This window comes from Lentibacillus halophilus, from assembly GCF_055395055.1.
In genome coordinates this window covers 2,943,460-2,963,366 of sequence record NZ_AP043750.1, presented here as the reverse complement: position 1 = coordinate 2,963,366, position 19,907 = coordinate 2,943,460, and the positions used below count along the sequence as shown (strand labels likewise).

At 46.0% G+C, this 19,907-nt stretch carries 14 protein-coding genes; 7 read left to right on the top strand and 7 right to left on the bottom strand.

What is annotated here, in order from left to right:
- The first annotated feature begins 5 nt into the window (after window positions 1–5).
- On the top strand, window positions 6–1,487 hold the full coding sequence (locus ACZ5Q7_RS14570; RefSeq protein ID WP_343753932.1) for a Na+/H+ antiporter NhaC family protein: 1,482 nt from the start codon (window positions 6–8) through the stop codon (window positions 1,485–1,487).
- A 107-nt stretch (window positions 1,488–1,594) separates the two neighbouring features.
- Here the strand turns inward: ACZ5Q7_RS14570 and ACZ5Q7_RS14565 are convergent, their stop codons facing one another.
- The 7 genes from ACZ5Q7_RS14565 to ACZ5Q7_RS14535 all read right to left on the bottom strand — a co-directional run bounded on the left by ACZ5Q7_RS14565 (window position 1,595) and on the right by ACZ5Q7_RS14535 (window position 9,787).
- Window positions 1,595–1,732, bottom strand: coding sequence for a hypothetical protein (locus ACZ5Q7_RS14565; RefSeq protein ID WP_343753930.1), 138 nt, complete (start codon window positions 1,730–1,732; stop codon window positions 1,595–1,597).
- A 96-nt stretch (window positions 1,733–1,828) separates the two neighbouring features.
- A complete protein-coding gene (locus tag ACZ5Q7_RS14560; RefSeq protein ID WP_343753928.1) occupies window positions 1,829–3,865 on the bottom strand; it encodes a thioredoxin domain-containing protein in 2,037 nt (678 codons plus the stop codon).
- A 27-nt stretch (window positions 3,866–3,892) separates the two neighbouring features.
- Window positions 3,893–4,858 (bottom strand): DNA-methyltransferase, encoded by a 966-nt coding sequence (locus ACZ5Q7_RS14555; RefSeq protein WP_343753926.1) that lies wholly within the window; start codon window positions 4,856–4,858, stop codon window positions 3,893–3,895.
- A gap of 175 nt (window positions 4,859–5,033) precedes the next feature.
- Window positions 5,034–5,522: a large conductance mechanosensitive channel protein MscL gene (gene mscL, locus ACZ5Q7_RS14550; RefSeq protein ID WP_343753924.1), complete on the bottom strand. Its 489-nt coding sequence runs from the start codon at window positions 5,520–5,522 to the stop codon at window positions 5,034–5,036.
- A 414-nt stretch (window positions 5,523–5,936) separates the two neighbouring features.
- Window positions 5,937–7,874 (bottom strand): glucose PTS transporter subunit IIA, encoded by a 1,938-nt coding sequence (locus ACZ5Q7_RS14545; RefSeq protein ID WP_464432956.1) that lies wholly within the window; start codon window positions 7,872–7,874, stop codon window positions 5,937–5,939.
- A gap of 1 nt (window position 7,875) precedes the next feature.
- Window positions 7,876–8,784 carry an N-acetylmuramic acid 6-phosphate etherase gene (gene murQ, locus ACZ5Q7_RS14540; RefSeq protein ID WP_343753919.1) on the bottom strand — a complete coding sequence of 303 codons (909 nt, stop codon included), beginning with the start codon at window positions 8,782–8,784 and terminating at the stop codon, window positions 7,876–7,878.
- Complete coding sequence (locus ACZ5Q7_RS14535; protein WP_343753917.1) at window positions 8,753–9,787, bottom strand: MurR/RpiR family transcriptional regulator; 1,035 nt, start codon at window positions 9,785–9,787, stop codon at window positions 8,753–8,755. Before ACZ5Q7_RS14535 ends, murQ begins: the two co-directional genes overlap by 32 nt.
- Before the next feature lie 50 nt (window positions 9,788–9,837).
- Here ACZ5Q7_RS14535 and ACZ5Q7_RS14530 point away from each other — a divergent pair, with 50 nt between their 5' ends.
- From ACZ5Q7_RS14530 to ACZ5Q7_RS14505, 6 genes are all read left to right on the top strand, one after another.
- Complete coding sequence (locus tag ACZ5Q7_RS14530; RefSeq protein WP_343753915.1) at window positions 9,838–10,749, top strand: DMT family transporter; 912 nt, start codon at window positions 9,838–9,840, stop codon at window positions 10,747–10,749.
- 225 nt (window positions 10,750–10,974) lie between these two features.
- Window positions 10,975–12,456 (top strand): TIGR02677 family protein, encoded by a 1,482-nt coding sequence (locus tag ACZ5Q7_RS14525; protein WP_343753913.1) that lies wholly within the window; start codon window positions 10,975–10,977, stop codon window positions 12,454–12,456.
- A gap of 61 nt (window positions 12,457–12,517) precedes the next feature.
- On the top strand, window positions 12,518–13,690 hold the full coding sequence (locus ACZ5Q7_RS14520) for a TIGR02678 family protein (RefSeq protein WP_343753911.1): 1,173 nt from the start codon (window positions 12,518–12,520) through the stop codon (window positions 13,688–13,690).
- Window positions 13,674–17,822, top strand: coding sequence for a TIGR02680 family protein (locus ACZ5Q7_RS14515; RefSeq protein WP_343753909.1), 4,149 nt, complete (start codon window positions 13,674–13,676; stop codon window positions 17,820–17,822). Before ACZ5Q7_RS14520 ends, ACZ5Q7_RS14515 begins: the two co-directional genes overlap by 17 nt.
- A gap of 13 nt (window positions 17,823–17,835) precedes the next feature.
- Window positions 17,836–19,110 (top strand): TIGR02679 family protein, encoded by a 1,275-nt coding sequence (locus ACZ5Q7_RS14510; protein WP_343753907.1) that lies wholly within the window; start codon window positions 17,836–17,838, stop codon window positions 19,108–19,110.
- A 149-nt stretch (window positions 19,111–19,259) separates the two neighbouring features.
- On the top strand, window positions 19,260–19,538 hold the full coding sequence (locus ACZ5Q7_RS14505) for a hypothetical protein (protein WP_343753905.1): 279 nt from the start codon (window positions 19,260–19,262) through the stop codon (window positions 19,536–19,538).
- Window positions 19,539–19,907 lie beyond the last annotated feature (369 nt).

The following is a 19,907-nucleotide window of genomic DNA, read 5'->3' as shown; positions in this document are numbered from 1 at the left end:
GTACCATGTCGAATAAGGAGGAAATGGACAAAGCAACCGGTGATAAAACTATACAAAGACTGGATTTTCGCACTGGTGCGTTCGGTGCAGCTGTTCCGTTACTGTTTTTTGTCGTCTGGGCGATAACGATCAGTGTTATGGATCTGTCATCTGAAGTTGCGCTTGTTATGGGGGCTGTTATCGGTCTGACTCTTGGCTTGCTTCTCTGTAAAAGCAAATGGGAAGATTATGCACAAGGCCTTTTTGATGGTCTGGCCCAGCCGGTGGGTGTCATCGCAATGGTGGCTTGGTTTTATGCCGGTATGTTTGCACAAGTTTTGCAAGTTGGCGGTCTTGTTGAAGGGCTGGTATGGATTGGATCTGCAACAGGTGTGGAAGGTGGTTCGTTCGTTGCCTTAACCTTTTTGCTTGCTGCTGTATTTTCCACTGCTGTCGGAACGGGCTACGGAACGACTGTTGCATTTTGTACCTTGATGTATCCGGCGGGAATTGCTGTTGGCGCCGATCCGGTGTTATTGTTTGCCGGTATTTTAGCTGGAGCGGTATTTGGGGATAACTTGGCGCCAGTCTCCGACACGACCATCGTTTCTGCGACGACACAGGATGCCGATGTCCCTGGTGTGGTACGCAGCCGTTTCAAGTATGCGATTATAGCAGCAGTACCAACGGTTATTATATTTGCTATTTTTGGTGGCGGTGGAAGTGCAGCGGCTGATACAGCTGCCGTTGACAGCGTCATTGAATCGGTTAATCCGAGTGGACTTATTATGCTTATACCATTTGCCATTGTACTCATTCTTGCCTTAACTGGACAGCATTTAATCACATCTCTAACATGGGGCATTATTTCTGCCATTCCAATGATTTGGATGCTGGACTTTTTTGATCTGGCTGAAATCGGTAACGTTCTCAGTTTTAATCCTGACTCCGATACGGTCGTGGAAGGTGCGCTCGTTAAAGGGATTACCGGCTACTTTAATATGGCTATCCTGATTCTGCTGATTGTTGCGGCTGCACATTTATTGCGGCTTGGCGGTACCATGGAAGCCATTACGGAAGGTTTGATTAGATGGATTAAAACATCTGTCCGTAAAGCGGAGGTATCCATGTGGGCGATTGTTGCCCTTATGAACAGTTCGATCACGATTAATACGGCAGCTGAAATTGCCGCAGCGCCATTTGTGAAGGAAATTGGATCGAGGTATAAAATACACCGTTACCGGATGGCGAATATGCTGGATGCTATGACGTCAGCGCTCGGCTATATTTTTCCTTGGGGAGCCCCGGTATTGCTCGGGTTTTCAACCATGAAGACAGTGCAGGACGATTATCCATGGCTTCCCATTGTTGATCCGGGTGCGGTGTTCCCGTTCGTCTTTCAGGGCTGGTTCCTTGTCATTATTATGCTGATTGCAGCACTCACCGGACTGGGACTACGTTTTGAAGGCAAAAGTGGGGAAGAGTTAAAGGAAAAACCACGTGATTAATTAAATAAAACGAACCGAAAAAACTCTTGTACGAATTTCCGATGGAAAATGGTACGAGAGTTTTTTCATCTCCTTTCTGCCAGTATACCTCGTCTTTGGTCGGAAAGCTATTCATCTTCCGCGTACTCAGCAATGTTGCCAGCAATCCAGCGCTCAGCAGTGGACTCCTCCACTTCATAAATTTTGCCTGCACGAAGTAACTCACCATGATAGGCTGTCTGCACATTCATTTTTACTTTTTGCATAGCAGTGCTCCTTCAATAATTGATATATAAGTCCATGCTAACATAGCAGCTGGACGAAAAGGTACACGTCTAATAGAGCCACTAATGTTTATTGCTTTAGTGGCTCTTTTTAATAAATTCCCATGCTTTGTCCGGATCGGTTGTCGGCTGATGGCAAGTGAAATTTTCACAGACGTAAACGGTTGTTCGGCCATCGAGTTGGTAATAATCTGTTACAAATGGTGCGACTGTTGCCAGTTTTTCCGGGTCATTTTCAGCGAGCAATATAACATCAGGTAAAAATGTTTGTTGCAGCTCATCCGTGAATGAATCAGAATCGCCAATCACGACCACTTCTTTGACTGGATGTTCTGATACCAGCAGGCTTTGCAGGAAGTGAGTGCTGGCTGCTGTTGCTTGCTGAACATCATTATAAAATGCGTAATATATTTCCTCGAGTCTGTCGAGATAGTTGGTTTCGCCGGTCAAATGGCCAAGATATGCCAGTGTGACAGCGGCTACACTATTTCCGGATGGAATCGCACCATCAAACATGTCTTTCTCACGGGAAAGCAACTGTTCGCTATCATGTCCGTTGAAGAAAAAGCCACCATCCTTGTCATCCCAGAATAAGTCAATCATTTGATCAGCTGTCCAGCGCGCTTTTTCCAAATACGTTGCGGAAAACGTAGCGTCGTACAATTCCTCGCAAGCCCAAAGCAAAAAGGCGTAGTCATCCAAATAGCCATTGAAACGGACATCGCCATCCCGATAACGGGCCATCAAGCGATGATCCTGGATGAGATGGTTGTCGATGAAGGCCATGGTTTGTTCGGCCGTTTTGGTATAGGCTGGTTCATTAAAGACACGTCCAGCTTTTGCCAATGCTGCAATCATCAATGCATTCCATGACGTAAGGATTTTGTCATCAACATGTGGATAGATCCGTTTTTCGCGGGCAGCAAGCAATTGTTTCCGTGCTTCTTCCAGTTCTTGGTGCAATTCACTCATGGAAAGATTATTTTCCGATGCCACAGTCGTCAGGTCCGTCTGTAATAGGTTCGGGATGTTTTTTCCTTCAAAATTACCTTCAGGTGTCATGCCATAGACAGAGGTGTACAGGTGACCCCGTTGTTCACCGAGAATATGCATGACCTCATCATAATCCCAGACGTAATACTTGCCCTCTTCGCCTTCTGAATCCGCGTCGATGGCTGAGTAAAATCCGCCTTCCGGATCGCGCATTTCCCGCATCACAAACGAGATAATCTGTTCACCAATTGTTTTGTACCGTTCATGTTTCGTAACCTGATAGCCTTCTGTATAAGCAATAAGGAGCAAAGCATTGTCATAAAGCATTTTTTCAAAGTGCGGAACGAGCCATTTTTCATCGGTGGAATACCGGGCAAAACCAAATCCGACATGATCAAAAATGCCGCCCGAAGCCATCGCATCAAGTGTGCTCTCGGTCATTTTCAGGCTTGACGAGTCGCCGGTGTAATAGTGATAGCGCAACATAAACAACAACTGGTGTGGTGCGGGGAACTTCGGTGCGCTGCTGAATCCGCCGTTCGTCGCATCAAATCGGTTGCTGAGCTGTTTGAATGCTTTGTCGGTTACATCTTTTGTCAATCGATTCTCGCTTTTGGAAGCAACAGTTTTGTCCAGCGCATCGGTAACACTTTGAGCAACTTCCGAAATGCGTTCCGGTTCTTCTCTGTATTTTTGCTGGAGTTGTGTGATGACATCCATGAAACCGGGCATACCATACTTGCTCACACGGGGAAAATAGGTCCCGGCGTAGAAGGGGACTTTGTCCGGTGTCATGAAAATTGATAACGGCCAGCCGCCTTGCCCAGTCATCATCTGACAGACTTTCATGTAGACGGAATCGATGTCCGGCCGTTCTTCGCGGTCGACTTTGATGGAAACATAATGCTCATTTAAATAGTCCGCCACATCTTTGTCTTCAAAGGATTCATGGGCAAGGACGTGACACCAATGGCAGGTGGAGTAGCCAATGGATAGGAAAATGGGCTTGTTTTCCCGTTTGGCTTTAGCAAAAGCTTCCTCTCCCCATGGGTGCCAATCAACAGGGTTATCCTTATGCTGAAGAAGATAGGGTGATTTTTCATATTGCAGGCGATTTGCCATATGCTCACGTCCTTTCTGTTCGTATCGTTATGTTGCAGAGATACGATTTCCATTGTTTTTTACTTCCAGATCATCCAATTTCTTCATTTCTTCCTTATCCATTTTATGTGCGTATTTATCTTTGACAGCGGTGATGAAGGTGGCAAGGGCATCAGCATGGTTCGTTAAAAACCATTGGATGTGGTTTTGGATATACGCTTGTCGTACGTCTTTATCGTTCAAATCGTTCGGTACGCGTGTCAGCCGTCTGTCCATGCTGTCAAATCCGTCAAATGGCTGTTTCAGTCGTTGCCGTGTCATGTCAATATACGGATGATTTGCATCAATGCCAATCCCGTTTCGGCTGGTCTGCTGACAGACTCTGAGGGTTGTTCCGCTGCCGACAAACGGATCAAGAACCGTATCGCCTTCCTTGGAGCTCGCCAGAATCATCCGCTCGAATAACGCTTCAGGCTTTTGGGTCGGGTGCATTTGTCTGTTTTTATTGCTGTAATGAACATGGCTGAACGCCCATACATTGCCGGGATTGGCTCCGCGCATGTTATTGCGGCGCCGGTAATACTTTTGTGGGATGCGGATGGGGTCCAGATAAAAGTTAAAATGGTTGCTTTTTGTGAACATGAGAATATCATCATGCCGTGGACTGAATCCTTTCGTTTTTCCGATACCTTGCGTGTAATACCACGTGATCCATGAGTTGAAAACAAGACCGAGTTCCTGTTCCATGATCATGTACATATAGGCTATGTATCGGACACCCATGAATACATAGATCGTTCCATCATCTTTCAGGATGCGCCTCCCCTCACGGAGCCATTGTCTGGTGAAATCCAAATACGCATCAAAGTCTAGGTTGTCCGCTGTTGTTCCGTAATCTTTCGACAAATTGTAGGGAGGGTCGGTCACAATAAGGTCAACCGATTGCGATGTCATTTGTTTCATCTCCTCAAGGGCATCCCCGCAAATCGTATCCAGTGTCAAGCCGTTATCCAACAGTTTTTCAGCCTCCCTGTGTCCATCCTAGCTTATGTGTTTTGTATTATAATGGATGTTTCTTTGATGACATGATGCCATTATAACAAAAAGAAGAAGGCAGCTCATAATAACCTTCTCCTGTGACATAGGTTTATGTTGTTATGATTCCACTGCTGGCGTATTTATGACGTGGTTATTTGATCCGCCATGCTGGTCCGGACTTACGCTGGGTCTCTTTCGTTTTAACGGAGGACGAACAGTTGGGGCAAATAATGGCTTTTGTCGGAATGGGCATGCAGCAATACGGACATTCTTTTTTTGTCATGGAATCGAGTGGGTGCTGGTGCGGTTTTTTCCAGCGGTTGATCTGCCTGACAACAAGAAAAACGGTGAATAAAATGAGAATAAAGCGGATGGATACAGTGAGAAACACCCCGTAATTGATCGTTGCGGCACCGGCCTCTTTAGCCTTTTCCAAGGATGGATAGGTTGTACCGCTCAGACTAATATACCAATCTTGAAAGTTAATTTTGGAATATAATAATCCGATAGGCGGAAGAATAATATCTTTAACAAGCGAATCAATAAACCCGCTGAACGCTGAACCCAAAACCACACCAACCCCGATATCAACGGCATTTCCCTTGATGGCAAATTGGCGGAACTCTTGAAACAATCCCATGCGCTGATCCCCCTTCCTGTTCATTTCTATGACGGGGGCGGACAGACTATGAAAAGGGGCTGGGACAAGACTGAACAAAACCTTTCTAAATACGAACGATATATTTAAGGTGTGGCCATCGCTCCGGAAAATCACTGCGCTTTCCGCGGGCGCTGATAAGCCTCCTCGTGCTCGTCGCGTTGCAAGCTTATTCGTCGAAGCCTACTCATGGAAGCTTTGCTTTGTGCTTATCGCACTGCGGGGTCTTATCTAGGCCTTTCATCCCGCAGGAGTCTCCGTGTTTTTCCTACGCTAAACGAAAAATCCGAACTGATTCAGGTTTTTTGCGAATCATAGTTCGGATTTTTGTTTGGCTAAACGTTTTTTGTCCCAGCCCCTTGTGAGACGCTGGCGTTTATTTTAGTTTATCGTTTGTTAACTGTTATTGGACACGGTTAATAACGGATCGCCAGCTTTGATTTGTTGTTGATAAGTTGATTCGATCGTGTCATAGTCGTTGGAATTGGTTACGACAATAGGGGATGACAAATGATACCCTTTCGCTTTAATGGCATCGATATCAAATTCACATAAGCGTTGACCCTTTTGGACGGTTTCATCTGTCTCAACGTGTAATTCAAATAGTTTTTCTTTGATCTCAACGGTATCCAAACCGATGTGCATCAAGACTTCCACACCGCTGTCTGACGTCATACCAATCGCGTGGCCGGTAGGATAGACGGTTGTTATGGTGCCATTTAATGGTGCGTATAACGTTCCCTCACTTGAGTCGATCGCTATGCCTTTACCGACCAATTCGGTGGCAAAAACGTCATCATTCAGTTCACTTAGTTGATGGACATCGCCGGAAAGAGGGCTGCTTATGTCCATTGTCTCTCGTTGGCTGGATTCATTCGTTGCTTTTGGCTTGGATGACGATTCCGGGCTATCGCCATAAAGTTTGTGAACCATTTCTTCTTTGAATCCGAAAAAGTAAGTCAGAATAAAGCCGCCAATATAAGATATAAGAAGTCCGATAATATATAACAAATATTTATTGTCAGCAATTAATGGAATGAGTACTAATCCAGAAGGTCCAACGGTAATAGCACCAACACTGCTGAGCGATAAGAAAGCACCTCCGAAGCCTGAACCGAGACACGCTGTAATAAATGGTCGTCCCAAAGGCAAGCTGACACCATAAATAAGCGGTTCGCCAATACCTAGAATACCAACAGGCAACGCACTGGCTACGGTATTTTTCAAACGTTTATCTTTTGCCTTGAGATAAATGGCGAAAGCAGCTCCTACTTGACCACCGCCAGCCATAGCGAGAATAGGAAGCAATGTTGTTGATCCAAATTGGTCAATCAGTTCCAGGTGCACAGGGATGAGACCTTGATGCATGCCCACGGTAACGAGCGGAAGGAATGTTGCTGACAGGACATAGCCGCCTATTATACCGCCAGCCTCCAACATGACATCTACTAGGAACCATGTAATGCCGTCCATAAGAAGGCCGGCAACGGGTTGGATGATGATAATCGTGACAGCTGAACCGACCAGCACGGTGACGAGTGGTGTCAAGACGAGATCCAAACTGTCAGCTACATGATTGCGAACAAATTTTTCAATCTTTACAAATAGATAGGCTGCAACAATGACGCCGAGCAAACCACCGAGTCCTGAACTGATTTGCAAATTCAGACCAAACAAACCAAGCGACTCAATATCACCTAAAACCGGGGCATAAATTAACAACCCGGCAATGCCGCCAAGGACCATTGTCCCGCCGAATTCTCTGGCTGTGTTGATTCCGACAAATACGCCCAGTGACCCAAATAACAGATTGCCAATGGCTTTCAGTAGTTGGTACCAGTTTGAATCAAGAATCGCCGGATCGAGAAAACCAGCCGTGGCATCCGGATCAGCCAGGTTCATGATCAAGTTAGCGATCCCCAGCAATAGTCCAGAAGCGACCAATCCCGGTACAATCGGTACAAAAATATTGCCGATATGTCGGAATAACTTTTGGAAACGTGATGTCTGTTTGGCTTTATAAGCTGCCTTCGTATCCTCTGCAATATCAAATTCCTCATCGTCTTCTGAGTCATCCACACCAACATCAATGGTCGTATTCTCATGAATTTCGTTGGCAATTTTCGTAACTTTGCCGGGCCCTAATACAATTTGAATGGTTTCGTTGTCAATAACACTTAATACGCCATCTAATTGTTTAATGGGTTCCAGGTCCACATCATTGCGGGATTTAAGATTGATGCGCAGCCGGGTGATACAATTGGTCAAACCGGCAATGTTGTTCTCCCCGCCGAGGTGCTTGACAATCGATTGTGCTATCTCCTGATTAGTCATTTCATTCACCTTCCTTGTTTGTTAATGCAATAGCTTCGCGTACAAAGCCACCCGCTTGATCCAATGTTTGTTTGGCCTCGTCATAATCGCATTGCCGTTTAATCATAACAATCGCTAGTTTCGGGTTGTGGCAGGCTTTTTCCAAATAGGAAGAAGCGGTATGATGATCAACTTGTGCCGCGACGGAAATAATCGTTTTAGCACGTTTCATCAATTTTTGATTGGTCAATTGCACATCAACCATCAGATTTTCAAAAACTTTACCCATACGGATCATCGAACTGGTTGAAATCATATTTAGTACGAGTTTTTGTGCCGTTCCTGCTTTCAAGCGGGTCGATCCGGTCAAAATTTCCGGACCAACGTCGACTTCAATGGACTCATTTGCATGGCGGCTGCTTTCCGCGTTTTTATTACAACTGACCGCCACGGTGCTTGCTCCGATGGCTTGACTGTAATCCAATCCACCAATGACATAGGGGGTGCGTCCGCTGGCTGCGAGTCCAACCACCGTATCGTTTTCATTTAAATGATGAGCTTTCAAATCAGCTTTGGCTCGCTCCGGATCATCTTCTGCTCCTTCAACAGCTTTCATGATAGCGTTGTCTCCTCCGGCAATCAGACCCTGGACATTGTCCTGATCCGTTCCAAAGGTCGGAGGGCATTCAACAGCGTCCAAAATTCCGAGACGACCGCTAGTTCCGGCACCGATATAAATCAATCTCCCTCCTTTTTGAAAAGAGTCGATAACGGTTGTTGCGGCTTGTTCAATATCGTTTATTTCATTGTGAACAGCATCCGGAACGGTCTTATCCTCGTCATTCATAACGTGCAATATCTCACGGGTGCTCATTTCGTCCAAATGCATTGTCTTTTCATTACGCATTTCGGTTGTCAAGGTTTTTGCCACGTTTTGTTTCCTCCCTTTTGCTTTGTTGTACAATCTCATAGGTCTGATTTAAATGGGATAAGGCAGCGTCATAGTTCTCATATGCATAAGCCGTATAAAGCATATCAATCACATTTAATGAAGCAATTCTTGACGACATGGCGGCACTCCGGAATTCATCTTCTTGAGCAGCCACAAATAATACCGTATCTGCTATCGCGCTTAAACGCGTGTCCGCATATTTCGTGATGGCTATAACGTTGGCCCCTCTGGATTGTGCGATTTTGACACAGTCTATGATGTTCTGGGTTTCGCCTGAATAGGAGATAGCTACGGCTGCATCGTTTTTATTCAGATTGATAGCCGAAACCTTTTGCATATGAAAGTCGCTATAAGCCGTACACGTTTTGTTAATCCGCATAAATTTTTGCATACCGTCATAAGCAATCAGAAAACTGGAGCCGACGCCATAAAAATCAATTTTATTTGCCTGTATCAAATACTCATGGGCCGCTGTTAATTGATCCTGTTGAATTAATTGCAATGAACTATACAAGGACTGAATATTCGTATTGGTGATAACAGACATGATTTTGTCAATGGAATCTCCAGGTGATAATAGTTCCTGTTCCAAATCATGCAAATGGATGACTGTCAAATCGCCGGATAATTTTAATTTGAATTCCTTAAATCCGTGATAGCCAAGTGTCTGGCAATATCGCATGACGGCGGAGGAGCTGGCATAACTGGCACGTGCCAGTTGATTGACAGACATTGTGACCGTGTCTTCGGGATGTTTTAGAATATATTCCGCAACAGCCTTTTCTGACGGTTTAACATAGTCGAGCGATTCTCTGACTTTGTAAAGAATGCCTTCCAGTGATAACACCTCCATATGCGTTGGGATAGCGCTTTCAAAACCATCGTATTCTGATTGAAACAAAAAATCAATAGAATGATTAATATTGGTACAAAATTTCAAAATGTGGGATATGGTATAGATGCGTGTATTGTCATGTGACAATGGAATCTCTATACTAGTGGTAACACATTACAAAAAAGAGGTTTCGGACAATGAAGCATTCAATATTCGAAAGCAAAGGGATTGTATGGGGACTGATTCTGCTCATCACGATTATTTGGGGATTCGGATGGGTGTTTATGAAAGCGGTGCTTGACTTCATGGGACCGTTCACGTTTTCGGTATTCCGGTTTGGAACCGGTGCATTGACTCTGCTGCTGCTTATCTGGGTGTTGAAAGCGGGCAAACCGCCGAAACATATGTGGAAACATTTAATTGTCGTCGGTATATTGCAGACAGGCGTTGTTTTTTCGTTTGTTATGTACGGCATGCAATTTGTTGATGCGGGCAAATCATCCGTATTGTTGTACTCGATGCCGCTTTGGAGCAGTATTCTTGCGGTGAAGTTGCTCGGTGAGACCATGACCCGGGGGAAAATCACTGGATTGGTAATGGGAATGATTGGCCTAGTCCTGATTCTTGGCAGGGATATATTTTTTGTGAAAGACCCGGCTATTATTTTTGGTGAACTACTGATTGTGGCAGCAGCATTAGCGTGGGCTGCATCGAATATGTATTACCGGTTGAAGTTGGAAGGTATGACCCAGCTGCAGGTCTCCGCATATCAGATGCTCTTCGGAACGATTGGAATACTGGCGGCGACCGTGTTAATGGAATGGGGGGAACCGGTACGATTAACAGGTTCGAGCATTTTTTACATATTATTTACGGGCGTGCTTGCCTCAGCTTTATGCTTTACCGTCTGGTTTATACTTTTGAGCACCATTGATATGGTTACAGCAACGTTGTCGACGCTGCTCGTACCGGTGTTCGGTCTGTTCTTCAGCTGGTGGATATTAGGCGAAGCATTTACTGGCAGCATTATTGCTGGGTCGGCACTGGTGATTACAGGGATCGCCGTTGCACAGATTTTTGGAAGAGAAACATCAAAAGGAAGAGCTTGATAGGGTTTGGTTGCGTAAGTGACCGGATTATAGTTCAAAATGACCGGAATAGTTCCAAAAGCGACTGAATGAATGACTGAATCGACTGAATGATTCTTGAAAGCGGCCGAAACTCCGTGGAGCCGTCCTCATTTAGTATATTTTAATTCCCGGGACTAAAACCATAGACAAATACACACCACCGGACGTACAATAAAATAAAGTCGATTTTTGCGGGTGATCCCAATGCAGCAACCGTTTAAAAAAGTGCAGGAAGCGGCCTATTTGACAGCAGAGAAAGCGTGGAGCTACCGGGCGATTCTGCGCTATTTTTACGTCCAGCATGAACGGATGAGGGAATTTTTGTTTCCGGAAGAAATTTTCGAGTATTTAAGAGATTTGGAAGGGTTTCAGGATTATACGGAAGAGCAACTGCAACAGGATTTGGATCAGTTGGTGAAGTGGAACAATCTTGTTGCCCGCCAGGAAATGAACCGCGCAAGCACGATTGAAGAGTTTAAGAAAAAGCGTTATCGTTATCAATCGACGCCATACACCATTGAATTCGAGCGCATGCTGCAGGAGATGGAGCGGGGTGGCAACGTCTTTGGTGGTTCCCTCGAACGAAAAGAGTTTGAACGTCTGTATCAGGAATTGCTGAAAGTGGAAGCCATCATCCGCCATGGGGATCTGCCGCCCGCAGATGAGTGCTCCCAGTTGTGGAACGATATTTTCGCCTATTTTCGTTCGATTAACCAAAATACGTCTGACTACATTGCACACATCAATAGTGAGGAAGCGGAAGAACGGATGCAGACAGAAGCGTTTCTTGCCTACAAAGATACGTTCACGACGTATTTGCGTGATTTCATTATCGGTCTCCAGCAAACTGCGCTCAAAATTCAGGAACTTCTTGAGGCCATTTCGCTTGATGCGCTGGAACCGCTCATCAATCAAGTCATCGCTCATCAGCAACAGGTCCCACGTTTTGAGGATGTCGGGCTGAATGCGAATGATTTGTTCACGGATCAGACAGAAAAGTGGCGCAGTTTATGTGACTGGTTTCTCGGCACTATCCACGGCGAAAGCAACCTGGATATGTTGCAGACACGGACGAACGAACAAATTCGCCGCATCACACGGATTGTGCAGCGGCTCGGGGAACGGCACCATTCTTTCCGGAGCCGTAAAAAAGATTACTTACACTTGGCCGGTTGGTTCGCTTCATTGGAGGACATCAATGACGCTCATCAATTATCCTCGGTTATTTTCGGGGTTTTTCACACAAAACATCTATTCAGCAATCATGTACCAACCGATGATATCTATACGGATATTTGGGAAGAGGCACCGGTGGAACACGAAGTAAAGCCGCGCATCCGGACGTACCGGGAAAAAAGCAAGCCAGGAGCTATTATCAGCCAACAACAACGAAAAGAGCAAGCGCGCCGTGCCTATTTACAGAATAAACAGTTGGAACAGGAAACATTAGAGTCCTATATGACCGGTAGTGAAATACGTTTGGCCGAACTGCCGGTGGTGGAACCGCATGTTCGAAAAATGCTTCTGAGCTGGATTGGCAAGGCGATGGCCAGGGATGACCAGTCCTTTAAAACGGAGTTCGGACGTCGGATTAACGTAACGATAGCACAAGACGAGCGGGTAACACTGAATGCCGAGGACGGGGCTATCGAGATGCCAAATGTGACATTCCGCTTTCTTGACTGACGGGTCGTGAAAAGTCGCAGCAGCGGAAAGGGACATTGCTGCCGAATACGGAGGGACGATCATGGACAACACCCCATTTGATGATAAGGCGGAAAGAGCTCTGTCGCACTTGCTGGAGCATTTTTGGGTGCTCCGTCGGGAAGAGCCCGAATGGTATCAAACGATCCGTGAACGGGAAAAAATTTTAAAGCGATACGCCGATGACAAGTTGGGATTTGAATTAATCGTTCATCAGCATTTCATTAAGCTGGAAAAAATTCCAGTGGAACCAAAAACCTGGATGGGTCTGCGGAATTTTCAGGAACCGAGAGACTATGCGATGTTTTGTTGTGCGCTTGCGTTTACGGAAAGCCGTTCGATCGATGAACAGTTTCTGCTGTCAGATATTTGTGAGGAAATCAAGGACTTGTTTCCGGGTCCATTTCCGCTTGATTGGACGAACTACAATCATCGCCGTTCTCTTGTCCGGGTGATTAAAGAACTTGAAACATTATCCATCCTAAAATCTGTTGAAGGTGAAATCGATCGGTTCGCGATGGACAGTGAACAGGAAGTCCTGTACGAAACGACTGTCTATGCTCGTTACTTTATGCGCTCCTATCCAAGGGATCTGTTGGACTATGAAACGGCCGAATCAATTTTAGCAAGTGAGTGGGAGCGGCATGAAGCGGATGAGCGGCGCAAGCGGGTATACCGGAAATTGTTTCTCTCGCCGGTTGTACACCGGGAATCAGAGAACGATCCGGATTTTGCCTATATCCGAAATTTCCGCAATCGGCTGCGCGACGATATCGAGAAACACACACCATTTCGACTGGAAATATTTAAAAATGCTGCATTGCTGGTGGCGGAGGAACAAAAACAAGGGTGGACGTTATTCCCCGATCAAAAAGCCATCATGGATGTGGCGCTGCATATGGCCACCTACATGAGGTATTACGATACGTATACACCGGACGAATTCGGTACGATCCGTTTGTCACGCATGGCACTGGAAACCATTATGACAAATGTCCGGGACATCTATGGCAAAGGTTGGAGCAAACATTACCGAGAAGCAGGTATTGCAAGTATTACGAATGATGTCATCGAACTTTTGCAGAATTGGGAAATGCTTGATATTGAACCAGTGACCAACGCCTACATCATTAAACCACTGTTCGGACGGGCAACGGGACACTTTCCGAAAGACTTTTTAACAGGTGGAGATGAAGAACATGAGCAAAAATCATAAATGGAAAATGAACCGCGCCGGCCTTTTGAATTTTTGGTACTATGATGATGAAATATTTGATTTCGCGGATGGAAAGTTGTTGTTGCGGGGATCGAACGGATCGGGGAAATCGGTCACAATGCAAAGCATTCTTCCGGTGTTGCTGGATGGGAAAAAGTCACCCGACCGGCTCGATCCATTCGGGTCACGCGCACGTAAAATGGAAGACTATCTTTTAGGCGAAAAAGATATCGTGGACCGGGATGAACGGACCGGCTATCTGTTTCTGGAGTATAAGCGTGAAGATACGGATCAATACATCACCACCGGCATCGGACTCCAAGCCCGGCGGCATAAGACGATGAATTTCTGGGGATTTATTGTAACGGATAACCGTCGCATTGGCCATGACTTCGCCCTGTATGAATGGGAAAACAACGGTGGTGACAAACAGCGGATTCCTCTGTCACGCGTTCAGTTGGAAAATCGCATCGCAACGGGCGGACAAGTCGTACAGACCCAGAGTGAGTATAAGAAACTGGTCAACAAGTACATTTTCGGATTTGATGATCTGGAAGCGTATGATGATTTAATCAAGCTGCTCATTCAGCTGCGCAGTCCGAAATTATCCAAAGAATTCCGTCCGACGGCTATTTACGATATTTTGGAAGCCTCTCTGCCCCCGCTCACTGATGATGATTTGCGTCATTTGTCCGATACCATTGAACACATGGATCAAACGAAACAGCAGATCGAACAACTGGAACGAGAACAGACAGCCCTGGAAAATGTTTTGAAGCGGTATGATACCTATAATCAATACAAACTGGCGGATAAGGCCGATCAGTACGTCCGCGCGAGAAAACGTTACGATGACGAAGCCGGGGATGTCCGGGCCAAACAGGAACAAAAGCAAACCCTTGATACGGAAATCAACGATCTGGAAAAGCGAAAAGGTGAGCTCATCCGTACTCATGATGTTCTTGAACAGAAACGGACCCGGCTGCAGAGCCATAAAGTATGGCATTTGGAAAAAGAACGACAGGACGAGCGCACAGCATTAAATGATATTCAAAACGACTATACCAAAAAAGACCATGCGCTCACCGAGAAAAAACGGCAGGAACTTGCTGCAAAAGAAAAACTAACCACGCTTGAGGACGAACGGGATAACCAGGCGGAGACATTAGCGGATATCCTTACCGATTTGGATGCTGATGCTGCGGATGCATCGTTTCATCAGCATACGATCAATAAACACGACTTCCAGCGCCATCAGATATCTGATTATGATTTCACCATTTGGAAAAAAGAAACAGAGCAGCATTACCAGACGCTTGATTCCATTACTGAACAGATGCGGGAATGGGAGCAAAAGAAGGAAAAAATAACAGAACTCGATGCAGAGATGGCATCCGCAAAAATGGAACGGGATAGATTGCAACAGGAAGAGCAGGACTGGCTCGCTATTTTTGAAAACGATAAGCAGGATAAATTGACGGAGATTCATACGTGGAACGATAACCACGATTTTCTGCCGGTCAGTGACGACCTTTTACAGCAAACGTCTAGAGACATTCTCCGCTTGTATGAGCCGGTCGATTACGAAACCATTCGCGCTGGTTTTGTCGAATCGGGCAATGATTATCAAATGCAAATAAATGAATCCATAGCCACAAAAAATAGTCGGATTTCCCAATTGGAAACAGATATTGAAGAAAAACAGGACGAACTGAATGAATTGAAATCGAAACGTGATCCCGAGCCGCCGAATCGTCAGCAGACCACCCGTGACGCCCGGAAAAGACTGGAACAAGTCGGTCATCAGTTTATGCCGTTTTATGAAGCGGTCGAGTTCCAGGAGCATGTGCCGGAAACGGTGCGGACGCATCTGGAAGCGGCGCTGATCGATGCGGGTCTTTTGGATGCGTTGGTAGCCGATGAATCGGTTGCCATGAAACATGATCGCATATTGAAAGCCAAACCGATCATGATGGCCCATACACTGGCTGATTATTTGCAGACGGACTTGGATAATGATGAGGCGGTGAGTGCAAAAACGGTTGATGACGTACTGCGCAGCATTCTTGTTGATGCTGATGATACGGCAGACAACTCAGCGATCAACGCTGACGGGACGTATCACATTGGTCTTGTCAATGGACACGCAGCTCCCGTTGAACGGGTTCGGTTTATCGGCCGGAATGCCCGGCGGCGTTACCGCCAGGAACAGATTGATCAACTCTCGACAGAATTGGAACAGCTGCAGACGGAAAAACAAACAGCCGAACAAGATATTGAACAATTGCGAGCTGCTATTCAAGCGGCTAAAGATGCATTGGCGGCTTTTCCCACTGATGACGATTTGGCTGAGAGCTTTTCACATATAAAAGAAAAGCGTTTTGACATCAATCAGTATGATAAGCGATTGCAGGACTTGGATCGGCAGCTGACCGAACTTTATGACGTCTATCGAACGATCAAGAGCAAACTGGACACAGTGACGCGCGACTTGGATCTCACATTCAGCCATCATGCCTATCAGGAAGCCAAGAAGGCTATGCGCCAGTATGAAAAACGTCTGCATAACCTGATCAACGAACATACAGCCTATCGCTATACACTGCAGCAATTGGAGCAGTTGACCGAGCGGCTGGAGGAATTGGCCGGGGAAGTGGATGACCTACAGGGTGAATGCAACGTGCTCGCTGACCGCCAATCCCGCAAAGAACAAAATATTGCAGAAATTGAAAAGCAGCTTGAATCAGCCGGTGTCGAGGATATCCGTCAACAAATCAAGAATGTGCAAGCGGATATAACGGCAACGACGACCGAACTTGATCAGATTAAAACCGATTTACCGAAAAAAGAAGCGGATCAAGGAACACTCCATACTGACATTGAAACGAGCAAACAGAAATTGGCTTTTTGGGAAAATATGATCGGAGCTTGGAAGGACGCACTGGAAGCAGAAGTGAACCTTGGCTTTGTCAACCTACCCGAACAGGGAATGGAAATTGGGGAATTGGCTGCTGCCATCGTCAAACAGTACCGCACCTTTTTGAAGGAAAAGGATCCGTCTGCTATTGAAAGCCAGCTTACACATGTGTATTTTGAACAACAATCCAATTTAATGGAATACCGCATGACCGATGCCGACATGCCGGCTGTGGTATATGAATGGATGAACGATGAATGGACTGATGAACAGCGAATGCACGTTAATAACTGGAAACAGAAAACAGCCCGCCGTTTGATTCAGCTCGATTTTCAAGGAAAACGGGTCAGTCCATACTATATGAAGGATAAAGTGGAAAGCGACCGCATGCAACAACAGTCTATGCTCGATGACCAGGACCGTCAACTGTATGAAGAAATTTTGTTTGATTCCGTCGGTAAGAAACTCCGGAGCCGGATCGCCCGGGCACAGGATTGGACGGAAAAAATGAATCGGCTTATGGAGAACAGCCATTCATCATCAGGGTTGTCATTTTCTATTAAGTGGAAACCGCGCACAGCTGAAACCGAAGACGAAATGGACACGAAAGTGCTGGTCGATTTGTTGCAACGAGATGCCAGGTTACTCAAAGAAGACGACATTAACCAGGTCATGACACACTTCCGCTCCAAAATCGAACGGGCCAAAGAACTGGTGGACCTACAAGGCGAAGGAAACACGCTGTTGCAAGTGCTGAAAGATGTGCTTGACTACCGGAATTGGTTTTCATTTGTACTGTCTTACCAACGTGCCGGTGAACCGAAACGGGAATTGACGAATCATGCTTTTTATAAATTTAGCGGTGGTGAGAAGGCGATGGCGATGTATATTCCGTTGTTCACAGCCTGCTACTCCCGCTATATGGAAGCGGCCGACACAGCACCATACATCATATCTCTTGATGAAGCATTTGCCGGTGTGGATGAAAATAACATCCGGGAAATGTTTGAAATTGTTGAAGAGCTCGGATTCGATTACATTATGAATTCGCAAGTGCTCTGGGGCGATTATGACACGGTCACCTCACTGAGTATTTGTGAGCTCATCCGGCCGAAAAATGACGACTTTGTCAGCGTGATCCGTTATCAATGGGACGGAAACAAACGGCATCTCGTTATGGACAGGGATGACGAAGCAGTAGCCACTGATACGTAAAAGGGTGTTGGTTATGGATCAGGAATTACAGCAAGCTGTCACATTTTTTAAAAGAGAACCAGCGTATAAGAAGCTGTTCGAGCAGTTTAAAAAGAAATACGAATCGTTGGGCCGCATAGGCGGGACAATCCCCGTTCGTTTGTTTTCCGAGGCTGAGCTTGAGGTCATCGGCGCCTTTTTTGGGATAACGGGTCCGAAACTGCATGCCAAAGGATCGATCTCGATGGCGACGTTTGAGAAACAGCTTGCCGGCACTCGGTTCGCGGACGTCGGACTGAAACCATTGCTGGATACCTTTTTCGGTGAGACGATCGTGTCCAACAAACAGCACAAAGAGGAAAAGGACGCGGCTTTACGCCGATATGTCGTCCAACTGCAGAAGGCGCATACCGGTTTGATGTTCTGGTTTGACCACCTGCTGGCCAACCCAGCAGATAGTCGTTGGATATGGACGCTCATGGATAAGGACCCGGATTATTTCGCCCGCATGACTCCCAAACTGCACGATGCGTATCGACACCTGCCGGAACTGCCTGAGCGTCTGCCAATGTTCAGCCAGCGTGTGACCGGTGACCCGCACGCGTTCGACTTGCATACCGATTTAGGGAAATTGTGGCTGCACGTTTTGGCGGTCGGGTCGCACCAAACTGTTCCGTCAAGCACCGAGGCGATCAATGAATTGCTGCAACACTATCATATTTACCGGGACGACTTGCTGAACTACGTTACGTGCGCTGGGCTTCTTGCTGAAACCGATACCGGCGTCCACCCGGTATGGGAGGCAGCAGCCAATGCGAATACTGTCCAAATTGTCCCGATCCGTGAACTGATTCGTTTAACAGCTGTTTATACGGCATACGGGTCAGACGTATGGATCGTCGAAAATTCAGGCGTATGCGCCACCCTGCTTGATCACAAGCCGGACGCTCCGATTGTTTGCACGAACGGCCAATTTACATTGGCGGCGCTCGTGCTTTTGGACAAGCTGGCCGAATCAGGTGCTACGATGTATTATGCTGGTGATTTGGACCCGGAAGGCCTCGGAATGGCCCAGCGTCTGGTGGATAGGTATCCGGAAGGACGTGTCATGTTGTGGCACATGGACACAGAATCCTATATTGCCAGTAATCCGGTAAAAAAGCTTCCGGACGAGCGGTTGGACAAGCTGGCCCGGATCAACCATCCGGAGTTGGTAGATGTTGCCGCGGCCATGCGTCTAAAAGGCAAGGCAGGGTACCAGGAAGCGTTAGTGGATCGGATGGTGGAGGATATGACATTTGGAAAATAAACTGAAATCCAGGATGTGAAATGGTATTTTATCTCTGGTAGAGAACGGAATTTTAAGGGCGTCGACATGTTGAAACGTCATATTATGTTTGGTTGCTGGATATGGTTCCTGGTGCTATGATGTATATGTCAATCTGGGAGGTGAAACTGGTGAGCGACATAACCAATCAAGATCTGCTAGTGGCGACCCAAGAGTTATCAACAGGTTTTAGGGAGCTTAAGAAAGAAGTAGAAGACGTCAAGGGAAGTGTCAGTCGTTTAGAAGATAGAGTTGGTAATATAGAAAACAGAATGAAAAATATGGAAACAGAGATGGTCGACATTCGCGGCCACATGCGCCGAATCGATCACAAGCTAAATAATTACAATAATGAGCTTGGAGAGATGCCAAAGCCCATATTTCCATCTTGCAAAAAGAAACAGGTATAGATTTATAAAAGCTTGCTGCACGCAGGCTTATTTTTTTGTCTTTTTACACGCTTACTCAATTTCAAAAACTACTCAGAATTAAAAAATTCTCAAACCATGCCATTAAAAGAGAGCGGCGTATTGAGTTTCCTTTGATAAGAGAAAAACCAATGGCTGGCTGAAGCAAATGATTTCAGTATGCGTGTTGGACTGTGTCATGATATTATGTATCATCCTAAGAATGACGAAAGTTATCAAACCGATGAGTTCATGGTTATAACAAATATCTATGATTTTAATACCAAAGTGCGTTCCTATCAATTACTGGCTGAGACGTTTAATCTATACCAATAATCGCGGGCAGAACCAGATTACTTTGGCAGTCATGAT

Coding starts and splice junctions, on each gene's coding strand:
- ACZ5Q7_RS14570 (WP_343753932.1), top strand. CDS start 6: ATGTCGAATAAGGAGGAAATGGACAAAGCAACCGGTGATAAAACTATA.
- ACZ5Q7_RS14565 (WP_343753930.1), bottom strand. CDS start 1,732: ATGCAAAAAGTAAAAATGAATGTGCAGACAGCCTATCATGGTGAGTTA.
- ACZ5Q7_RS14560 (WP_343753928.1), bottom strand. CDS start 3,865: ATGGCAAATCGCCTGCAATATGAAAAATCACCCTATCTTCTTCAGCAT.
- mscL (WP_343753924.1), bottom strand. CDS start 5,522: ATGGGATTGTTTCAAGAGTTCCGCCAATTTGCCATCAAGGGAAATGCC.
- ACZ5Q7_RS14545 (WP_464432956.1), bottom strand. CDS start 7,874: ATGACTAATCAGGAGATAGCACAATCGATTGTCAAGCACCTCGGCGGG.
- ACZ5Q7_RS14530 (WP_343753915.1), top strand. CDS start 9,838: ATGAAGCATTCAATATTCGAAAGCAAAGGGATTGTATGGGGACTGATT.
- ACZ5Q7_RS14525 (WP_343753913.1), top strand. CDS start 10,975: ATGCAGCAACCGTTTAAAAAAGTGCAGGAAGCGGCCTATTTGACAGCA.
- ACZ5Q7_RS14520 (WP_343753911.1), top strand. CDS start 12,518: ATGGACAACACCCCATTTGATGATAAGGCGGAAAGAGCTCTGTCGCAC.
- ACZ5Q7_RS14515 (WP_343753909.1), top strand. CDS start 13,674: ATGAGCAAAAATCATAAATGGAAAATGAACCGCGCCGGCCTTTTGAAT.
- ACZ5Q7_RS14510 (WP_343753907.1), top strand. CDS start 17,836: ATGGATCAGGAATTACAGCAAGCTGTCACATTTTTTAAAAGAGAACCA.